Source organism: Pseudomonas sp. EYE_354 (assembly GCF_023148575.1).
Taxonomy (GTDB): domain Bacteria; phylum Pseudomonadota; class Gammaproteobacteria; order Pseudomonadales; family Pseudomonadaceae; genus Aquipseudomonas.
Genome location: NZ_JAHXNQ010000004.1, coordinates 193,557 through 212,592 on the forward strand (window position 1 = coordinate 193,557; position 19,036 = coordinate 212,592).

Genomic DNA, 19,036 nt, shown 5'->3' on the forward strand with positions numbered 1-19,036 from the left:
CCACATTTAACCTGAGCAGGGCTTTCAGCTTGCGGCCACCTGCGCTTTCAACTGCGCCTCTTTGGCCTGCGCATCCGCCAACCGATACAACTCGATCTGCCCGTCCCAGTGCTCGATCAACGCGGTGCACGACTCCACCCAATCCCCGCAGTTGAGGTAGTCCACCTCGCCGACTTTGCGGATCTCCGCATGGTGAATATGCCCGCACACCACACCATGTAATTCGCGCTTGGTCACTTCGTGGGCAATGGCTTCTTCAAAATCGCTGATGAAACTCACGGCCGTCTTGACCTTGTGCTTCAAATACGCCGACAACGACCAGTAGCCATAGCCGTACCGGGCGCGCCAGTGGTTCAACCAGCGGTTCAACGTGAGGGTGAACTCGTAGGCCGAATCGCCGAGAAATGCCAGCCAGCGGTGATAGCGGGTGATCACATCGAACTGGTCGCCGTGGATCACCAGCAGGTGGCGGCCGTCGGCGGTCACATGCACCGCCTCGTCCACCAGTTGGATATTGCCCAGGATCAGCTTGGAGTAGCGACGCAGAAACTCGTCATGGTTGCCGGTGACGTAGATCACCTCAGTGCCGCGCTTGGCCATGGTCAGCAGCCGGCGGATCACGTTGGTGTGGGCCTGGGGCCAATACATGCCGCCGCGCATTTTCCAACCGTCGATGATATCGCCCACCAGGTACACCTTGTCGGCGTGGTAACCCTTGAGGAACTGCGACAAGTGTTCAGCCTGGCAATCCCGGGTGCCCAAATGCACATCGGAAATCCACAGGGTTCGCACGCGTTGCTTGCGGCTGGGCTTGGTCAACTCGGCACTGGTCATGGGCATCACTCGACGCTGTTTTGACGAGCTTGCGCCCTGGCGATTAATAGCCCATGACAGCCGTGCGTCAGTCTGATGACAGCGCCCATCAATCGCCAAGCGTTGTAGACTGGCGCCCTGCGACCCAGGAGACCGCGATGAGCCCGACCCTCACGCTACGCCACTACCTCGAAGCGCCCATCGCCCATAGCCATGACCATGCGCAATTGGTGTTCGGCCTGTCCGGACATCTGGACCTGGAAGTCGAGGGCCGCGCCAGCCAGGTGCGTGAAAGCAGCGTGATGGTCCTGCCTTTTTCCGCTCATCACGCCTGCGGCAGCCGCGATGGCAGCCGCTGCCTGGTGCTGGACGTACCCACCGAACACTGGCTGCTGCAATCGCTGGGTGATCACGCCGATGCCAGCCGCCGCCTGCTCGAACAACCCGCGCGCCTGGCTCTGGATGCCCGGCAGCACCAATTAGTGCAATGGCTGGCCCACAGCCCGGTGAACGACACGTTGATCGTGCAGCAAGGTGCGGTGCTGTTGCTGGCCAGCCTCAATCAAGCGCTGGCGCTGGCGCAACCGCAGCCGGGCCGACGCCTGCCCTATGCCGCGTTCGATGCGCATATCCAACGGCACGTCGCGCACCCCTTGCAGGTGGCTGACCTGGCGCGCATCGCCGAGCTCTCGGTGGCGCGCCTGCATGCGCGTTTTGTCGCCGAATGCGGGCAAACACCCATGGACTACATTCGCAGCCGTCGCCTGCATAAGGCCTTGAACCTGTTGCGCGACACCTCGCTGCCGGTTGGCGAAATCGCCGAACGCGTCGGTTACACCTCGCAAAGTGCATTTGCCGCCGCCATGCTGCGCGAGTTCGGGGCGTCTCCGGGAGCCCTGCGGCGGTCTGGATAGCGAGAGTCTGGCGCTAAACATCGAGAGCCTCGCAACAGACGCCTGCCCCGCCACCCTCTAGACTGCGAAGCTGTCACCCCGTTGGTTCAAGGATCGCAATGACTCCCCGCTCAGCCCTCGGCGCCCTGCATATCGGCGCGTTAATGTTTGGCCTTACCGGCGTACTCGGCAAGCTGGCCGCCGCCTCACCGTCGATCATCGTATTTGGCCGCGCCGTGTTTGCCGTCCTGGCCCTGGCGATTTTCGCGCGATTCGCCAGCAACACGGCGTGGAAGCCACTCGAACGTCGCGACTGGCGCCGCCTGCTGGTGAGCGGCCTGCTACTGGCCGCGCATTGGGTGACATTCTTCATGGCGGTCAAGGTGGCCGGCGTTGCGGTTGCCACCCTGGGGTTCACAGCGTTTCCGGCGTTTACCGTGATCCTTGAAGGCTTGATCTTTCGCGAACGCATCCGCGCCAATGAAATCGTGCTGGTGGTGCTGGTCAGCATCGGGCTGGTGTTGGTGACCCCCGACTTCGACCTTGCCAGCCAAGCCACCGGTGGCCTGCTCTGGGGCATCGCCTCGGGCCTGTTGTTCTCGCTGCTGTCGCTGAACAACCGTGCCAGCTCCGGGCGGATTCCGGCGGTGCAGGCAGCGTTGTGCCAGAACGTGGTGGTCGCGCTGTGTCTGCTGCCAGTGGCGGCGCCGGGTTTGACCGAGGTACGCGCGCTGGACTGGCTGTGGATCGGTCTGCTCGGGGTGTTCTGTACCGGGCTGGCCCATAGCCTGTTTGTTGCCAGCCTCGCGGTGATCAAGGCGCGCACCGCCTCGGTGGTGTTTGCCATGGAGCCGGTGTACGGCATCACGGCGGCCTGGCTGCTGTTTGCCGAAACCCCGACCCTGCGCATGCTGCTGGGCGGCGTGCTGATCATCGCCGCCATCGTGCTCTCAGGGCTGATGGGCAGCGCCAGCCAAGCCAAGCAGCCCGCTGCAACGGCCTGATCTATACTCCGAACATCCGCAACAGTCTGCCGTCGTTCAACGGATAACCGACCGCTCGACGACAGCCATGACGCTTGAAGTTGCTGCACGCGAGGGTCACTCCATAAACGCGATGCAAGGGCTTGATCATGGAAATGCTCATCAACGTATTGGTTCAGATCATCAGCGGCACCATCGGCGGCAACCTCGCCGGCATGACCAAACAGAGCCTGGGCGCCGGGCTCAATACCCTGCTGGGCGGTATCGGCGGGCTGGTCCTGGGCCAACTCGTCTCGGTCATGACCGGTAGCCCGGGCGCTGAAGCGCTGGATGTGGCGACGGTCGGCAGCAATGTGGTCGGCGGCGGCTTAGGCGGCCTGGTGTTGACGTGGGTCGTGGGCTTGATCAAAAGCAAGATGGCCGAGAAATAGCAACGTACCGCCCGGTCACCGTCCGCCCGCGGCGGTGGCCGTCACGCTGTACGGTCGTTGTGCCCGAGGTCGCGTTGCGGGTCGATCTGATCGCGCACGCGCTGCTTGAGCACCTTGGCTTCCGGGAAACCACCGTCCAGCTTGCGCTCCCAGATCTGCACGCCATTGCACGTGATGCGAAACGCACCGCCGGTCGCCGGCTCCAGCGACACTTTGCCCAGGTCATCGGCAAAGGTGCTCAACAACTCCTGGGCCAGCCACGCCGCGCGCAACAGCCACTGGCACTGGGTGCAATAGGTGATGACAATCTCGGGTTTGCTCGCGGACATAATTTGACTGGCTCCAGGCATAACGAGGGAGGAGAAACGGGTGGCTATAATACCGGCCTTTATCGCCCAGCCTCGAGATTCATGATGCGCCGCCTGTTGTCCTGTCTTTTCCTGTGCCTCCTCCCTTTACTTGCCGATGCCGTAGAGCCGCCACGCCCTAAAATCGGCCTGGTACTGTCCGGCGGCGCCGCCCGTGGGCTGGCGCATATCGGCGTGCTCAAGGCGCTGGAGGAACAGGGTATCCATATCGACGCCATCGCCGGCACCAGCATGGGCGCCGTGATTGGCGGGCTGTATGCCTCGGGCTACAAGATCGATGAGCTGGAGAAACTGGCGCTGAGTATCGACTGGCAGCAGGCCTTGTCCGACGCGCCGCCGCGCGAAGACGTGCCATTTCGGCGCAAGCAGGATGACCGCGATTTCCTGGTCAAACAGAAGCTGAGCTTTCGTGATGACGGCAGCCTGGGCCTGCCGCTGGGGGTGATTCAGGGGCAGAACCTGGCGCTGCTGCTGGAAAGCATGTTCGCCCACAGCAGTAACACGCGGAATTTCGACAAGCTGCCGATCCCCTTCCGCGCCGTGGCCACCGACATCACCACCGGCGAAAAAGTGGTGTTCAGCAAAGGCCACCTGCCCCAGGTGATCCGCGCCAGCATGTCGATCCCCGCCGTGTTCGCCCCGGTGGAGCTGGACGGCCGGCTGCTGGTGGATGGCGGCATGACCGACAACATCCCCCTGGACGTGGCGCGGGAGATGGGGGTGGATATCGCCATCGTGGTGGACATCGGCACCCCGCTGCGCTCGCGCAAGCAACTGGCAACCGTGGTGGACGTGCTTAACCAGTCCATTACCCTAATGACCCGGCGCAATTCCGAAGAACAGCTCAAGGCCCTGAACCCCAAAGACGTACTGATCCAACCGCCCCTGGCCGCCTACGGCGTGACCGACTTCGGCCGCGCCAAAGACATGATCGACGCCGGCTACCGTGCCACCCGCGCCCTCGACCTACGCCTGGCGCATTTACGCCCCGCCGAACCCATCGACCCGACCCTGGTGGCTGCACGCACGCCGGGCGAACGAACCCCAGTGATCACCGCAATCAAGCTGGAAAACGACTCGAAAGTCAGCGACGACGTGATCCGCTACTACATTCGCCAGCCATTGGGCGAACCCTTGGAACTGGGTCGCCTGCAGACCGACATGGGCACGCTGTACGGCCTGGACTACTTCGAGCAGGTGCAATACCGCGTGGTGAAAAAGGGCCAGGAAAACACCCTGGTGATCAGCGCGCGCGGCAAGCGCAGTGGTACTGACTACCTGCGCCTGGGCCTGAACCTGTCGGACGACATGCGTGGCGACAGCGCCTTCAACCTCGGCGCGAGCTACCGCATGAACGGCATCAACCGCCTTGGCGCCGAATGGCTGACGCGCGTACAGATCGGCGACCGGCAGGAGCTGTACAGCGAGTTCTACCAACCGATGGACGCCGGTTCACGTTACTTCGTCGCACCTTACCTCAGCGCCCAGGCGCAGAACGTTGAGCTGATCCTGGACAACGACCCCATCTCCGAATACCGCCTGGAACGCTACGGATTCGGCCTGAACGTAGGACGCCAAATCGGCAACAGTGGCGAGATCCGCTTCGGCGTCGGCGAAGCCTGGGGCAAGGCGGATGTGCGCATTGGCGACCGCGACCTGCCGAGTGTGAGCTTCAGCGAAGGCTTCTATGAGCTCAAGTATTCCTTCGACACCCTGGACAACGTCTACTTCCCGCACACCGGCGAGGACATCGGCTTGGCTTTCCGCGAATTCGCACCAGGGCTGGGCTCGGACCAGCGCTATCGACAGTGGGAATTCAAGTTGGACAAGGCCATGAGCCACGGCCCGGACACGCTGGTGCTGGGCGGACGCTACGGGCGTACTCTGGACGATTCGGACGTGGTGATATCCAGCTTCCTGCTGGGCGGTGCGCGGCAGCTGTCGGGCTTCCGTCAGGATGCGATCTCGGGGCAGAACATCAGCCTGATGCGCGCGGTGTACTACCGCCGACTGACGCCGCGTTCGTACTTGCCGCTGGATTTCCCGCTGTACCTGGGCGCGTCCCTGGAGCGGGGCCGGGCTTGGAACAACGACAACGAATTCGACAGCGGCTACATCAATGCTGCGAGTATTTTCCTGGGCTTTGATACGCCGTTGGGACCGCTGAATTTCAGCTACGGGTTCAATGATGACAATCAGAGGGCGGTGTATCTGAATCTGGGACAGACGTTCTGATAGAACATTACCCCTATAGCGGCGTGTTATGGGGTGCGCAGGATTTTTGTGGTGAGCGGGCTTGCCCCGCGCTGGGGCGCGAAGCGGCCCTGAAAACCAGACGCAGCGGTTTATCTGGATAACTGCGGTAACGATGGTGGGGCTGCTTCGCAGCCCAACGCGGGGCAAGCACGCCCTGCCACTGCAAGCCAGCTCACCAAACCAGGTGCGCCAGGCATAAGCGCCGCCTAGGACTTTTCCAGATTCGCCAGAATGTGCCCATGCACCCGCATGCACACACGCAGGTCAGCCTCATCCACCCCCACGAACAGCTCATGGCGCAAGGCAGTGGCAATGGTTTCGATCTGCTCGATCAACGGGCGGGCGGTATCGCACAGCAGGATGCGTTTGGCACGACGGTCTTCTACCACGGCCTGGCGCTGTACCAGTCCCTGACCTTCGAGGCTGTCGAGCAAACGAGCCAGGGTCGGCCCTTCCACGCCAACGCTTTGAGCCAGCTCACGCTGAGTGGGCGCTTCTTCGAAACGGGCCAGGTGCAGCAGCACCAGCCAGCGCGCCTGGGACAAACCCAGACCCGCCAAACGGCGATCCAGCTCGGCGCGCCAACCACGGGACATTTGCGCCAACTGCATACCAAAGCGGTGTTGATCGGTTAACGGCATAAAAAACTCATGATTTAGACTGAAAATAAATTGTGGCTAATTATTAGCCAGCTAAGCATGAGCCATGTCAGTAGGCAAGAGTGGCTATGTACTGATTCGTTACATTGTCGTAATTGGCACACTAAATTTCGAATTCAGACTGCAAGGCGGCCCGTACACAGTACAAAACGCCTTCAGGAACGCGCCCGGTGAACAGCGGCGCGATCTCGGCCACGGGGGGCAATTCGCCTTCGCCATCCAGGAACGCGTCCTGGATCTCGCCGAGCAGATCTTCCGGCAAATCCAGGCCCTGCTCCAGCGACAACTGCTGATCGCCGATGGCTTCGGCGAGCAGGGTGTAGACGTTTTTCTCAGAGCATTGCAATTGGCCGGCGATCTGGATCGGGGTCATGCCGGCCCGTGCCAGACTGATCAGCTCGTGGCGGATATCGGCCACTTCCTTCGGCGCTTCGGCCTGGCCACCGAGCACTTCAAGGAACGCCTGACCATAACGTTCCAGCTTGCGCGCACCCACGCCACTGACCCGTGCCATTTCGGCCATGGTGGTGGGTTGCTCGCGCAGCATCTCCAACAACGTGGAGTCGGGGAAAATAACGTAAGGCGGCACGCTGTGTTCCTGGGCCAGTTTGCGGCGCAGCGTACGCAGGGCTTCCCACTGTTCACGCTCCTCAAAGCGCACCAGTTGGCTGGCCTGGCTGGTGCTGCTCTTGGCGGTGGTCTGCGGCTTGAGGTCGCGGCGCAGTTCGAGGCTGACTTCCCCCTTGAGCAGCGGGCGGCAACTGTCGTTCAGGCGCAGGCCACCGAACCCTTCGATGTCGATGTCCACCAGGCCACGCGCGACCATCTGCCGGAACAACGAGCGCCACTCGCCTTCGGCACGGGCCTTGCCCACGCCGTAGACCGACAGTTTTTCGTGACCGAAGCTGCGGACCTTTTCGTTGTCCTTGCCCAGCAGCACATCCACCAGATGGCCTACGCCATAACGCTGGCCGGTGCGGTAGATGGTCGACAACGCCTGGCGTGCGGGCTCAGTGGCGTCCCAGGTCTGCACGCCATCGGTGCAGTTGTCGCAGTGACCGCAGGGCTGCGGCATGTCTTCGTCGAAATACGCCAGCAAGGTCTGACGGCGGCAACGGGTCTCTTCACACAACGAAAGCATGGCATCGAGCTTGTGTTGCTCCAGACGCTTGTGGCGCTCGTCACCTTCGGAGTTTTGCAGCATCTGCTTGAGCATCACCACGTCCTGCAGGCCGTAGACCATCCAGGCGTCCGCCGGCAGGCCATCACGGCCGGCACGACCGGTTTCCTGGTAGTACGCCTCGAGGGACTTGGGCAGATCCATATGGGCCACGAAACGCACGTTGGATTTGTCGATACCCATGCCGAAGGCGATGGTGGCTACCATGATCAGGCCTTCCTCGTTGAGGAAACGCTTCTGGTGCGCCGAGCGTGTTTCATTGGGCAAACCGGCGTGGTACGGCAGCGCCGGATAGCCCTGCTCGCAGAGAAACGCGGCCACTTCATCGACTTTCTTGCGTGACAGGCAATACACGATGCCCGCATCGCTGCGCCGCTCGGAGAGAAACGCGAGCAACTGCTTGCGCGGCTGCTCCTTGGGCACGATGCGATAGAAGATGTTCGGGCGGTCGAAGCTCGACAGGAAACGCTCGGCGTTCTGCAGGTGCAGGCGCTCGACGATTTCTTCACGGGTACGCTTGTCGGCGGTGGCGGTCAGGGCGATACGCGGCACATCGGGGAAGAGCTCGGCCAACTGGCCCAACTGCAGGTATTCGCGACGGAAATCGTGACCCCATTGTGAAACACAGTGGGCTTCATCGATGGCGAACAGGGCGATTTCCAAACTCTGCAAAAACGCCAGCATGCGCGGCTGCACCAGACGTTCAGGGGCAAGGTAAAGCATCTTGACTTCGCCGCGCTTGATGCGTGCCGCCAGGTCGCGCTGCTGCTCGGCGCTGAGGGTGGAGTTCAGCGAAGCGGCAGCGACGCCCAGTTCTTCCAGGGTCGCCACCTGGTCGTCCATCAACGCGATCAACGGCGACACCACCACGGCCAGCCCATTGCGCAGCAGCGCCGGCACCTGGAAGCACAACGACTTGCCGCCGCCGGTCGGCATCAATACGAGGGCATCGCCCCCCTTGGCCACGCGCTCAATGATCGCACCCTGGCGGCCACGAAAACTGTCGTAGCCGAAGATGTCCTTGAGGACGCGTTGAGCCTGCTCGAGCATGTAAAACTCCAAAAATAGTCCCGAAAACCCTCTGCACAGGCTGGCCGAAAAAATACGGCTTGACGGAAAATAATCCGTAAGCGAAGTTTTCGCGGACTGTCGCCGAACCTGCAAGGGCATCACAAAACGCGGCAGTATACCCGAGCGTTATCCGCCAAAGGGCGCCGTTGACGAATTGCTGCCCGTCTCAAAAACCTGGCAAATCTGCATGCCGACTGGCTTGGGCGCGCAAGAACGCCTAGAATTCAGCATCGTTTATTCCCAAGGTAGTCCTTCAATGTCCTTCGCTGAGCAACTAACCCGCCTGCAAGCCTTCCTCGACGCCGATGAGCTGCATGACGAGGCGCTGGACTACGTGGCCGCCCACGGCTACCTGACCGCCCTGTCGATCTGCGCCGAAGAAGTCCCTGATCGTGAATGGATCGATGCACTGTTCGCCGAAGAGCCGCATTACGCCGACGCCGCTCAGCGCGAAGAAATCGAATCCACCCTGCTCGCCCTCAAAGCCCACATCGGTCGCCAACTGGCCTCCGACGAGGAATTCGAACTGCCTTGCGAGCTGGACCTGGGTGAAGACCCGGACGACTCCGACCTGCGCGGCTGGTGCATCGGCTTCATGGAAGGCGTATTCCTGCGTGAAGCCGCCTGGTTCGAAACCGCCGAGGAAGAAGTCAGCGAAATGCTGCTGCCGATCATGGTCGGTTCGGGTCTGTTCGACGACCAGCCGGAATTCTCCGACATCGCCAGCGATGCCAACCTGATGGACGACATGATCGTGCAGATCCCGGAAGCCCTCACCGCGCTGTACCTGCTGTGCAACGCTCCTGACGAAAAACCGGCGATCCTCAAGCCACGTCACCACTGAGTCGTTTGCCCGTGACACCCATGGGCACCCGCTCGCCGCTCCTGCGCTACGGGCTGCTGGCCATCGGCTGGCTGAGCGTAGCGCTGGGGGTGATCGGCATTTTCCTCCCGGTGCTGCCGACCACACCCTTCCTCCTGCTTGCCGCCGCTTGCTTCGCCCGAAGCTCCCCGCGTTTCTACCAATGGCTGGTGGAACACCCGCGCCTGGGCCCCTGGATTCGTGACTATCTGGACGGCAATGGCATTCCGCTCAAGGGTAAGGTCTACGCTATCGGACTGATGTGGCTGAGCATCGGTTTTTCGTGCTACCTGGTCCCCCTGCCGTGGGCACGCGGGTTCATGCTGACCAGCGCGGTGCTGGTGACGATCTATATCCTGCGCCAGAAAACCCTGCCGCCTCGCTAGACAGCGACATCAAGTCGCGCTCAGACCATGGTCGACACTGACTAACCCCAAGCATCATGCGAGACTGTCCAACCGGGCCTGGAATGCCCAGGTGTTCTTATGCTCGGAGTTACCATGACGCTGTCCAGCGGGCTTATCGCCGCCGTTGCCCTGGCCTATATGGCCATTATGTTTGCCATCGCTTTTTACGGTGACCGCCGCCGCGCGCCATTGCCGCCGCGCATGCGTGCCTGGGTATATAGCCTGTCGCTGGCGGTGTATTGCACCAGTTGGACGTTCTTCGGCTCAGTAGGCCAGGCCGCAGAACAACTGTGGGCATTTTTACCGATCTACCTGGGACCCGTGCTGCTGCTGATGCTGGCCCCCTGGGTCCTGCAAAAAATGGTGTTGATCAGCAAGCAGGAAAACATCACCTCCATCGCCGACTTTATCGCCGCACGCTACGGCAAATCCCAGTCTTTGGCGGTGGTGGTCGCGCTGATCTGCCTGGTGGGCGTGCTGCCCTATATCGCTCTGCAACTCAAAGGCATCGTGCTGGGGGTGAACCTGCTGATCGGTGCCGGTGCCGACGCCACCGGCACGCGCGCGCAGGACACCGCCTTGATCGTGTCCCTGGTGCTGGCCTTGTTCACCATTGTGTTCGGTACACGCAACCTCGACGCCACCGAACACCACCGCGGCATGGTGCTCGCGATCGCGTTCGAATCCCTGGTCAAGCTGTTAGCGTTTCTCGCGGTCGGTGCGTTTGTGACCTACGGCCTGTACGACGGTTTCGGCGATCTGTTCAGCCAGGCGATGCTCGCGCCCCGGCTGGAAGAATATTGGAAAGAAACCGTCAATTGGCCATCGATGGTGGTGCAAACCGGCGTGGCAATGATGGCGATCATCTGCCTGCCTCGGCAGTTCCATGTCACGGTGGTGGAGAACATCGAGCCCCAGGACCTGCGCCTGGCCAAATGGGTATTCCCCGCCTACCTGATCCTCGCTGCGCTGTTTGTGGTGCCCATCGCCCTCGGCGGCAAAATGATGCTGCCCGCATCAGTGCTGCCGGACTCATACGTCATCAGCCTGCCCATGGCCGAAGCCCACCCGGCGCTCGCCGTACTGGCGTTTATCGGCGGTGCCTCGGCCGCCACGGGCATGGTGATCGTGGCGAGCATCGCCCTGTCGACCATGGTCTCCAACGACATGCTGCTGCCGTGGTTGTTGCGTCGATCAAGCGCCGAGCGGCCGTTCGAAGTGTTCCGCCACTGGATGCTCTCGGTTCGCCGGGTCAGCATTGTCATTATTTTGCTGCTGGCCTATGTCAGTTACCGGCTGCTGGGGTCCAGCGCCAGCCTGGCGACCATCGGCCAGATTGCCTTTGCCGCAGTGACTCAACTCGCCCCCGCCATGCTCGGCGCGCTGTACTGGAAGCAGGCCAACCGGCGTGGTGTATTTGCCGGGCTGGCGGCCGGTACGTTCCTGTGGTTCTACACCTTGGTCCTACCGGTCACGGCGAAAAGCCTGGGCTGGTCCCTCAGCCTTTTCCCGGGGCTGACGTGGCTGCATTCACACCCACTCGGCCTGTCGGTGACCTCGCTGACGCTGGGCACAGTGTTTTCCCTGGCGGGTAACTTCACGCTGTTTGTGTGGGTGTCGATGCTGTCGCGCACCCGGGTGTCGGAACACTGGCAGGCCGGGCGCTTTATCGGTCAGGAAATCAGCCAGCGCGCCAATGCACGCACGATGCTGTCGGTACAGATCAGCGACCTGCTCAGCCTGGCCGCGCGCTTTGTCGGTGAAGAGCGCGCCCAACAGAGTTTTATCCGCTTCGCTTATCGCCAGGGCAAAGGCTTCAACCCTAACCAGAATGCCGACAACGATTGGATTGCCCACACCGAGCGCCTGCTGGCCGGCGTACTCGGTGCGTCGTCGACCCGCGCGGTGGTAAAAGCGGCGATCGAAGGCAGGGACATGCAGTTGGAAGACGTGGTGCGCATCGCCGACGAAGCGTCGGAAGTGCTGCAGTTCAACCGCGCGTTGCTGCAAGGCGCCATTGAGAACATCACCCAGGGCATCAGCGTAGTGGACCAGTCCCTCAAACTGGTGGCCTGGAACCGGCGCTACCTGGAACTGTTCAATTACCCCGAAGGACTGATCAGCGTAGGCCGGCCGATCGCCGATATCATCCGCTACAACGCCGAGCGCGGCCTCTGCGGCCCCGGCGAGGCCGAAGTGCACGTAGCGCGCCGCCTGCACTGGATGCGCCAAGGGCGCGCGCACACGTCAGAGCGCCTGTTTCCCAATGGCCGGGTGATTGAGCTGATTGGTAACCCGATGCCGGGCGGCGGTTTCGTCATGAGTTTCACCGACATCACCGCGTTCCGCGAAGCCGAGCAGGCCCTCACCGAGGCCAACGAAGGTCTTGAGCAACGGGTGACCGAGCGCACCCATGAACTGTCGCAGCTCAATGTGGCACTCACAGACGCCAAGGGCGTGGCCGAATCCGCCAGTCAATCGAAGACACGCTTCCTCGCGGCCGTCAGCCATGACCTGATGCAGCCGCTGAACGCCGCCCGCCTGTTCTCCGCCGCCCTCTCCCACCAGAACGAGGGACTGTCAGGCGAAGCCCGGCAACTGGTGCAACATCTGGACAGTTCGCTGCGCTCGGCCGAAGACCTGATCAGCGACTTGCTGGATATCTCACGCCTGGAAAACGGCAAGATCAACCCGCAGCGCCAGCCCTTTGTGCTCAATGAACTGTTCGACACCCTGGGCGCCGAGTTCAAAGCGCTGGCCCAGGAGCAAGGCTTACGCTTCCGCCTGCGTGGCAGTCGCTTGCGGGTCGACAGCGATATCAAGCTGCTACGACGAATCCTGCAGAATTTTCTGACTAACGCTTTCCGTTATGCCGACGGCCCAGTCCTGCTTGGCGTACGCAGGCGCCGTGGCGAACTGTGCCTGGAAGTGTGGGACCGTGGCCCCGGTATCCCGCAGGACAAACAGAAGGTGATCTTCGAAGAGTTCAAGCGCCTGGACAGCCACCAGACCCGCGCCGAAAAAGGCCTGGGCCTGGGCCTGGCGATCGCCGACGGCCTGTGTCGCGTGCTGGGCCATCGCCTCAGCGTGCGCTCCTGGCCGGGCAAGGGCAGCGTGTTCAGCGTGCGCGTGCCGCTGGCGCGCAACCAGACCAGCCCGCAGATCAAAGCGCCCCAGGAAAATGGCGTGCCGTTGAGCGGCGCGCAGGTGCTGTGTGTGGATAACGAAGAAAGCATCCTGATCGGCATGCGCAGCCTGCTGACCCGCTGGGGCTGCGAGGTCTGGACCGCCACCGACCGGGCACAGTGTGCGGCCCTGCTGGCGCAAGGCGTACGGCCGCAATTGGCACTGGTGGATTACCATCTGGACCACGGCGAAACCGGCACTGAATTGATGGGCTGGCTTCGCACGCAACTGGCGGAGCCGATTCCCGGCGTTGTGATCAGTGCCGACGGCCGCCCGGAGATGGTGGCCGAGGTACACGCGGCGGGGTTGGATTACCTGGCGAAACCAGTGAAGCCGGCGGCGTTGCGGGCATTGCTCAGTCGGCATCTGCCGCTTTAATCAAGCCGCGTTTATTCAGGCAGATGGGCGACACCATCGGCATCGGTCATCGCCCGCTCCAGCAGGTCCGCGGGCAGGCTTTTACTGGCCCGCGCACCGAGCAGCCTGAGTTGCTCGGTACGGCTGACCAGATTGCCGCGCCCATCGGTCAGCTTGTTTCGCGCCGCGCTGTAAGCTTTATCCAGCTGTTGCAGACGGTTACCCACCTCATCCAGATCCTGGATAAACAGCACGAACTTGTCGTACAGCCAACCGGCACGTTCGGCGATTTCCCGCGCGTTCTGGCTTTGGCGTTCCTGCTTCCACAGACTGTCGATCACCCGCAGCGTGGCAAGCAGGGTGGTGGGGCTGACGATCACGATATGACGGTCAAACGCTTCCTGAAACAGGTTCGGCTCAGCCTGCAATGCAGCGGAAAAAGCCGCTTCAATGGGCACGAACAACAACACGAAATCCAGGCTGTGCAAGCCTTCCAGTCGCTTGTAGTCCTTGCCGGCCAAGCCTTTGACATGATTACGCAGCGACAGCACGTGCTGCTTCAACGCTGCCTGACCAATCACTTCGTCATCTGCTGCGACGTACTGTTGATAGGCGGTCAGGCTGACCTTGGAGTCCACCACCACCTGCTTGTCGCCGGGCAGCATGATCAGCACATCCGGCTGGAAGCGCTCGCCATCCGGGCCCTTGAGGCTGACTTGCGTCTGGTACTCACGGCCCTTTTCCAGACCGGCGTGCTCCAGCACCCGCTCGAGGATCAGTTCGCCCCAGTTGCCTTGGGTTTTCTGGCCCTTAAGGGCGCGGGTCAAGTTGGTGGCTTCGTCTGACAGGCGCAGGTTCAGTTGCTGCAGGCGTTCAAGCTCCTTGGCCAGGGAAAAACGCTCGCGGGCTTCGTTCTGATAACTTTCTTCCACACGTTTTTCGAACGACTGGATGCGCTCCTTCAGCGGATCAAGCAACTGGCCCAGGCGCTCCTGGCTGGTTTCGGCAAAGCGTTGTTCGCGCTCGTCAAAGATCTTGCCGGCCAGTTCGGCGAACTGCGCACGCAGCTCATCGCGCGAGCCTTGCAGGTCGGCGAGGCGTTGCTGGTGGCTTTCCTGCTGCTCACGCAGTTCAGCACGCAGCGCGGCAGCCAGCGCGTCGAGACGGCGCAATTCGGTTTCTTTGGCGCTGCGGTCAAGGTTCCAGGCGTGGGCGGCGTCGCGGGCGTTGTCGCGATCGATCTGCAGCAGCTCGACCTCGCGGCGCACGGCGGCCAGGTCGGCTTGCTTGGCGGCATTGGCCTGGCTCAGGTCGCTGATTTCATCGCGGCTGGCGTCCAACTGCGCGGCAAGCCCCTCCTGGGCCAGTTGCGCGATGGCCAGGCGCTCTTCAAGCAGTTCCCAGCCGGTGGTGCGCGCGGTCAGTCGCCGTTGGAGCTGCCAGCACAGTGCCAATAACGGCACTGCCGCACCAGCAAGGCCCAGGGCGATACCTGTCCAGTCAAAAGCCATAGCCATTTCTGCCATCACCGAAAAGGAGCAAGGTTAACCAAGCATAGGGCCGGAGGACAGCTCAGTCTTCGACCTGACCCAGTTCACGCTGAGCACGGCGGTCGCCGGCACGGGCGGCCAAACGCAACAGGTCGTGGCCGATGCGGCGGTCGCGTGCATTGCCGCATTCACGGCACATCAACTGGCCCAGGCGGCTTTGCGCGGCAACCACGCCTTCACGGGCCGGTTGTTTGAGCAAGCGCCCGGCGAAGTGTTTGACGTTGGTGCTATGGCCCAGGCGCGGGCTGTCGAGCAACCACAGCGCAATCTTCAAGGAGAAGCGCTTGGGTGCGGTAACAGTCGGCGGGGTATCGGTAACAGGAGGTGATACTGAGCGAAACTTCATAAAGCACTGTGGGACAGAACGGAAGGCGCGCCACTCTACTCTTTTTTTCGTACAGGTAAAGCTGAAAAAACCGTGCACGCCCGTCCTAGAGCAAGCGCTCGGGACAATCCACAGAAGCTGTGGATAACTCAGTGGACAACCCGCCTTTAACTCTCGCAAACGCCCATGGAACGGGGCCCGCAGTCAAACTGACGATTTTTTCACCAATTAAAAAAAGGCAGATTTTTCATTGACTTAAATTTTCATTGCAGGCAAATGGCGCACCGGCCACGCACCTGAAAGCCTGGTTACATACTTCGCAACTAATGTGCACAAGTCATGCGCCATTGGTTATATAACCGGCTTTTTTTGAAGCAAAGGGCTTCAAAAATGTTACCGCCACGTCCCACCGGGGACTTTTCAAACCTCAAAAGGCTCGCCACACTGCCCCACCGACAGTGCGACAACGGAAGGGTCGATGAAAGGAATTCTATTATTTGCCGGGTTGTTACTGGTGATCTGTGCCATCTCCCTGGGTATCAATGCGGTGCTGCCCTCCCCGGATGGCGCGTTGTTTGCCATCGCCATTCTGCTATCGGCCGCGTTCACGGCCGTGAGCCTGTGCATTGAGCTGGGTGAAGGCCGCATCAATGACATGGGCGATGTGATGAAAGTCATCGAGACCGGTCGGTCCCTGCGCCTGACGCTCGCCGCTTACGGGCTGGGCTGTTCGCTGGCGGCAGCGGCCACCGTGCTGGTTTATCGAAGCTTGCTGGAAGGCTGATTGAAGTTTTTTTGATGCTCGCTCTTCCCTTGCTTGTTTCAATCCGTTACTATCCGCGGCGTTAGTACCAAGCTGAAAGTCAATTCTGGTCGAACAACTCCCCTGAACAACACGGGATCGACCACCTCGATGGTTTCCAGGTATCACTTGCGACGACACTGCCTTTGAACAAGCAAAGGGTGCCGCGAAGTTTAAATACTCTGACCGAACCAATCTGCAAATTGATCAGGATCTTCACCCTGGGCCCAGAACCTTTGCCCCTGTTGTGCTGCCTGCCCTCCTAAGTACCTACCTGCCAGCCCAAGCGCGCCTAATTTAATAGCGCTTCAAACTGGCTGCTTTGTTCCAGTCGGGTTCTTCGTTTGATCAATAGTGATCAACGTCACTGGAACGTTTTAACGTTGCACGGTTCTGAATCCGTGTCATTTGTAGGAACACCGATAATATGAACGCTCAAATCCATACTCAGGATGCCATTCGCACCCTCACCAACGCTTTTGCCCCAATGAACTGCCTGATCATGGCCGCTCGCAAAGGCTGCTTCAGCTTCACCCTGGTCAACGAACACGGCATCGCTCGTCACAGCGAACGCCTGTACCCCGATCAATACTCCAGCGCAGAACCGCTGCAGGCCGTGATTGAGCGTACCCGTCAGGCACTGGTTGCCTGATCGACCCGAGTTGCTGAAACACAAAAAACCCTGTTTAAAACACAGGGTTTTTTATGGCCTGCGATTTGGCACTTGAGCCCGCGGACTCAGTTCAAATCGATATAACCGTTATAACTCGCCCAATAAGATGTTTTAAAAACAGTCCTTTACATCATGAATATGACACTACACTTCAACTCAAGCGGCATGATCCGCTTCCGGCGAGCCTGAGATCCGATTCACTGCTGCCAAGCCCCCACTTCTCAGGACTCGCCGACCCTTTCTCGGATTGAGGCGCCTATGGGTATCGCAGCCAGTGAATTGTGTCGTTACGTGATCCGGCCAACATTGACGTACCTAGACCGTCACCACCCATCCGCCGAGTCTCTGCTGCTGGGGATTGCCGCCAGCCAGTCGGAACTGGGCTCGGCCTTGCACGACCGACGCGGCCACGGCCTGTACAGCATCACCGAACCGCGCCATCGCGCCCTGTGGGATGACTACCTGGCATTGGACCCGGAACGCGCCAGCCTTGTGCGCGGGCTGGCCAGCCAACACGCGTTCCTCAGCGCGCCCCAGTTGGAACTGACCGTCAACCTGCGTTACGCCACCGCCATTGCCTGGCTGCTGGTGGAACAACACAGCGCCGCACTGCCACCGCCTGGCGATGTATTGGCCATGGCACGTCTCTGGAAAGAAATTTTTCACCCCCAAGGCAAGCTGCGGGATTTCACGCGCGCCTGGCAAACCTGTGTTTCACCCTTGAATCACTCGGTTTGCTGATCGGGCAGTTTGCAAGATTCGCCGAAAAAACCTGATTCTGGTCGGATTGTCCTACAAAACAGCTCTATCTCGCGTGTTACAGCCTATAGCGCGATCTTAATTTTATTGATACTTTCCGCAGCGGTGATCACCCCGGAGTTCTAATAATGAAAAAAGTAATGCTCAAGACCACACTTAGCCTCGCCGTTGCCATGGCCTCCTCCCAACTGTTCGCAAGCGGCTTTGCACTGAACGAACAGAGCGTCAGCGGGATGGGTACCGGTTTCGCAGGTCGCTCCTCCTCTGCCGATGATGCGAGCACTGTCTACGGTAACCCTGCCGGTATGTCTCGCCTCAATGGTCAGCAGATCACCGGCGGCGTCGCGGCGATTGATGCCTCCACGAACATCAGCGATACCGGTGGCAACTCTCGCGGTTCCAACAAAGGCGACATGGTTCCCTTCACCGCTGTGCCATTTGGTTTCTACACCAACAAACTCAACGATCAGTGGGCAGTCGGCTTTGGTGTATACGCACCGTTCGGCCTGGTGACCGATTATGAAAACGGCTTCCAGGGCCGTGGCTTCGGCAGCAAGAGCGAAGTGAAGGTCATGACCTTCCAGCCTACTGTCAGCTATGCGTTCAATGACCGTGTGTCGATCGGTTTTGGTCCGACCATCAACCGAATTTCCGGCGTGCTGGAGTCGGACAAAACCCTGAACCCGCTCGTCTCCGATACCAACGTCAAGATCAAGGGTGACGATACCGCCCTGGGCTTCAACGTCGGCGTACTGGTTCAAGCCACCGATACCACACGTGTGGGCCTGACTTACCACTCCAAGGTCAAGTACAAGCTCGAAGGCCACACCACCGTCAGCGGTCCGGCCGCCACCCAACCGTTCCTGCGCAACAACCGTTATGACGCCTCGTTGAAGATCGACACACCTGAGTCCTACGACCTGTCGGTCACTCAAGACCTGACCGATGCCTGGAAACTCTATGGCGGTGCAACCTGGACGCGCTGGAGCCGACTCAAAGAAATCACCGTCAACAACGAAGGCGTGACCGCCGTCGGCGGTGGCGGACTCGCTCCGACCCAGCTCAGCGCAATCACCGAAGAGCAAAACTGGCACGACACCTGGGCCTACGCCGTGGGTACGTCCTATCAGTTGACCAAACAAGTCGTGCTGCGTACCGGCCTGACCTTCGACCAGTCGCCGACCAACAACACCAATCGCTCGCCGCGCATCCCAACGGGCGACCGCACGATCTTCAGCGTGGGCCTGGGCTACAAAGTCATGGATAACATGACCGTCGACCTGGCTTACTCGTACCTCAAAGAAGAAGACATCAAGATCAACCAGACTGCGGCTGCACCTTCGACCGCCAGCTACCGCGCCAAATACGAAAACAGTGCCAACGGTTTCGGCCTGGGCATGACCTACACCTTCTGATTCAGACAGGTGTAAAAAAGCCCCGCTCTCCTGCACAGGAGGCGGG

The 19,036-nt window shown here is 60.8% G+C and carries 17 protein-coding genes; 11 read left to right on the top strand and 6 right to left on the bottom strand.

What is annotated here, in order from left to right; all coding sequences use genetic code 11:
- Window positions 1-24: 24 nt before the first annotated feature.
- A complete protein-coding gene (locus tag KZX66_RS07330) occupies window positions 25-834 on the bottom strand; it encodes a UDP-2,3-diacylglucosamine diphosphatase (RefSeq protein ID WP_248077953.1) in 810 nt (269 codons plus the stop codon).
- Between the two features lie 137 nt (window positions 835-971).
- On the opposite strand from KZX66_RS07330, the gene KZX66_RS07335 reads away from it, so the two are divergent.
- From KZX66_RS07335 to KZX66_RS07345, 3 genes are all read left to right on the top strand, one after another.
- Window positions 972-1,727, top strand: coding sequence for an AraC family transcriptional regulator (locus KZX66_RS07335; protein ID WP_248077954.1), 756 nt, complete (start codon window positions 972-974; stop codon window positions 1,725-1,727).
- A gap of 98 nt (window positions 1,728-1,825) precedes the next feature.
- Window positions 1,826-2,710: a DMT family transporter gene (locus KZX66_RS07340; RefSeq protein ID WP_248077955.1), complete on the top strand. Its 885-nt coding sequence runs from the start codon at window positions 1,826-1,828 to the stop codon at window positions 2,708-2,710.
- A 128-nt stretch (window positions 2,711-2,838) separates the two neighbouring features.
- Entirely contained in the window at window positions 2,839-3,120 is a 282-nt protein-coding gene (locus KZX66_RS07345; protein ID WP_248077956.1) for a hypothetical protein, read from the top strand.
- A 41-nt stretch (window positions 3,121-3,161) separates the two neighbouring features.
- Here KZX66_RS07345 and KZX66_RS07350 read toward each other — a convergent pair whose 3' ends face one another.
- A complete protein-coding gene (locus KZX66_RS07350) occupies window positions 3,162-3,449 on the bottom strand; it encodes a SelT/SelW/SelH family protein (RefSeq protein WP_248077958.1) in 288 nt (95 codons plus the stop codon).
- 84 nt (window positions 3,450-3,533) lie between these two features.
- Here KZX66_RS07350 and KZX66_RS07355 point away from each other — a divergent pair, with 84 nt between their 5' ends.
- Window positions 3,534-5,723 (top strand): patatin-like phospholipase family protein, encoded by a 2,190-nt coding sequence (locus KZX66_RS07355; protein WP_248077960.1) that lies wholly within the window; start codon window positions 3,534-3,536, stop codon window positions 5,721-5,723.
- A 227-nt stretch (window positions 5,724-5,950) separates the two neighbouring features.
- Here the strand turns inward: KZX66_RS07355 and KZX66_RS07360 are convergent, their stop codons facing one another.
- Complete coding sequence (locus KZX66_RS07360; protein WP_017527592.1) at window positions 5,951-6,385, bottom strand: MarR family transcriptional regulator; 435 nt, start codon at window positions 6,383-6,385, stop codon at window positions 5,951-5,953.
- Between the two features lie 121 nt (window positions 6,386-6,506).
- A complete protein-coding gene (gene recQ, locus KZX66_RS07365) occupies window positions 6,507-8,633 on the bottom strand; it encodes a DNA helicase RecQ (protein ID WP_248077963.1) in 2,127 nt (708 codons plus the stop codon).
- A gap of 277 nt (window positions 8,634-8,910) precedes the next feature.
- On the opposite strand from recQ, the gene KZX66_RS07370 reads away from it, so the two are divergent.
- The 3 genes from KZX66_RS07370 (at window position 8,911) to KZX66_RS07380 (ending at window position 13,487) form a co-directional block, all read left to right on the top strand.
- On the top strand, window positions 8,911-9,498 hold the full coding sequence (locus tag KZX66_RS07370; RefSeq protein WP_248077965.1) for a YecA family protein: 588 nt from the start codon (window positions 8,911-8,913) through the stop codon (window positions 9,496-9,498).
- Between the two features lie 20 nt (window positions 9,499-9,518).
- On the top strand, window positions 9,519-9,902 hold the full coding sequence (locus KZX66_RS07375; RefSeq protein WP_248077966.1) for a YbaN family protein: 384 nt from the start codon (window positions 9,519-9,521) through the stop codon (window positions 9,900-9,902).
- Between the two features lie 114 nt (window positions 9,903-10,016).
- Window positions 10,017-13,487 (top strand): PAS domain-containing hybrid sensor histidine kinase/response regulator, encoded by a 3,471-nt coding sequence (locus KZX66_RS07380; RefSeq protein WP_248077967.1) that lies wholly within the window; start codon window positions 10,017-10,019, stop codon window positions 13,485-13,487.
- An 11-nt stretch (window positions 13,488-13,498) separates the two neighbouring features.
- On the opposite strand, the gene rmuC is transcribed toward KZX66_RS07380, so the two are convergent.
- Both rmuC and KZX66_RS07390 read right to left on the bottom strand, forming a co-directional pair.
- A complete protein-coding gene (rmuC, locus tag KZX66_RS07385; protein ID WP_248078196.1) occupies window positions 13,499-14,863 on the bottom strand; it encodes a DNA recombination protein RmuC in 1,365 nt (454 codons plus the stop codon).
- Window positions 14,864-15,038: 175 nt separating this feature from the next.
- Complete coding sequence (locus KZX66_RS07390; RefSeq protein ID WP_248077968.1) at window positions 15,039-15,362, bottom strand: sel1 repeat family protein; 324 nt, start codon at window positions 15,360-15,362, stop codon at window positions 15,039-15,041.
- 457 nt (window positions 15,363-15,819) lie between these two features.
- On the opposite strand from KZX66_RS07390, the gene KZX66_RS07395 reads away from it, so the two are divergent.
- From KZX66_RS07395 to KZX66_RS07410, 4 genes are all read left to right on the top strand, one after another.
- Window positions 15,820-16,125: a hypothetical protein gene (locus KZX66_RS07395; protein ID WP_248077969.1), complete on the top strand. Its 306-nt coding sequence runs from the start codon at window positions 15,820-15,822 to the stop codon at window positions 16,123-16,125.
- Window positions 16,126-16,570: 445 nt separating this feature from the next.
- Window positions 16,571-16,795 carry a hypothetical protein gene (locus KZX66_RS07400; protein ID WP_003175353.1) on the top strand — a complete coding sequence of 75 codons (225 nt, stop codon included), beginning with the start codon at window positions 16,571-16,573 and terminating at the stop codon, window positions 16,793-16,795.
- Window positions 16,796-17,074: 279 nt separating this feature from the next.
- Window positions 17,075-17,557, top strand: coding sequence for a hypothetical protein (locus tag KZX66_RS07405; RefSeq protein ID WP_248077970.1), 483 nt, complete (start codon window positions 17,075-17,077; stop codon window positions 17,555-17,557).
- A 146-nt stretch (window positions 17,558-17,703) separates the two neighbouring features.
- Window positions 17,704-18,990 carry an outer membrane protein transport protein gene (locus KZX66_RS07410; protein WP_248077971.1) on the top strand — a complete coding sequence of 429 codons (1,287 nt, stop codon included), beginning with the start codon at window positions 17,704-17,706 and terminating at the stop codon, window positions 18,988-18,990.
- Window positions 18,991-19,036 lie beyond the last annotated feature (46 nt).